Genomic DNA, 1059 nt, shown 5'->3' with positions numbered 1-1059 from the left:
CATTAGCTCAGTTGGTAGAGCACCTGACTTTTAATCAGGGTGTCGAAGGTTCGAGTCCTTCATGGCTCACCAGTATTACTTTTATCGTGCGCGTGTGGCGGAATTGGCAGACGCACTAGACTTAGGATCTAGCGGGTTTCCCGTGGGGGTTCAAGTCCCTCCACGCGCACCATAATCGATTATGACACACTTACTTATCGAGTAAGTGTTTTTTTGTACTTTCCTTTATTTCTAATTATAAGCAAATTGTTCAGTTAGATGGTGCGACCAGATACGAGATAGGGCTGCTGGGCATGTCCAGATTTGTTAAGTGGCTGTATCTGGTGTGGTTACAGGGTTGTGCGATCTGACTTCTTTGCTGCAAGGGATAGATATGTCCTCAAAATGCTCATCGTACGGACCAAGCCTTTTTCTTATACGGTGTACTTTTTGAATTAACTGTATTTCGTACAGCGGTATGCCGCAGCTGGAAGTTGTCTGAATGCTTACTGTATAATGTACATCTATTTCAGCTCCTTCAGGATTCATTGTCCGATACTGGCTGAAATAAATGTACGAAATACATCTAATTCGCGGAATACGCTATAATTCGTGCAATTTAGATGTACAAAATGCATCTAGCCAGTTAGACACAGCATAGGATGGATCTAAATGGGCTTTGCATGTACCAATAAGTAGTGACCTTTGAACGTACAGAGAGCAAAAGAGAAAGCTTGTGTAGTGACGGATATCGTGTATGTAGGCAAATGAGCCGCTTGTGGCTAGGGTCGTATGGTTAGGGAGAGTTGAGCGGATACGATCGAGTATCTGGAATTCAGGCTAATGCACAGTACGATGTAAGACCCTAATGGGCAGATCGGATGTCTGAATAATTACAGGAAAACATTTCAAGGTGGATAATCGAGATAAATGCTTGCGGATGCTTGTACTTTATGATATATTATTTCTTGTCGCTTCTACTTCAAGAAGTTTCAAATAAGAAATGCGGACATAGCTCAGTGGTAGAGTATCGCCTTGCCAAGGCGAGGGTCGCGGGTTCGAATCCCGTTGTCCGCTCCA

General features: G+C 43.5%; 2 tRNA genes. Both read left to right on the top strand.

From position 1 onward, the window contains the following. Window positions 1-88 precede the first annotated feature (88 nt). Window positions 89-172, top strand: a tRNA-Leu gene (locus AC3WTP_RS23300). An 812-nt stretch (window positions 173-984) separates the two neighbouring features. Next, window positions 985-1059, top strand: a tRNA-Gly gene (locus tag AC3WTP_RS23295).

The sequence above is a fragment of the Paenibacillus sp. EB106-04-04-XG159 genome (genome assembly GCF_058791835.1).
The sequence above is the reverse complement of the archived record's forward strand: the minus strand, read 5'-3'. Positions and strand labels throughout refer to the sequence as shown.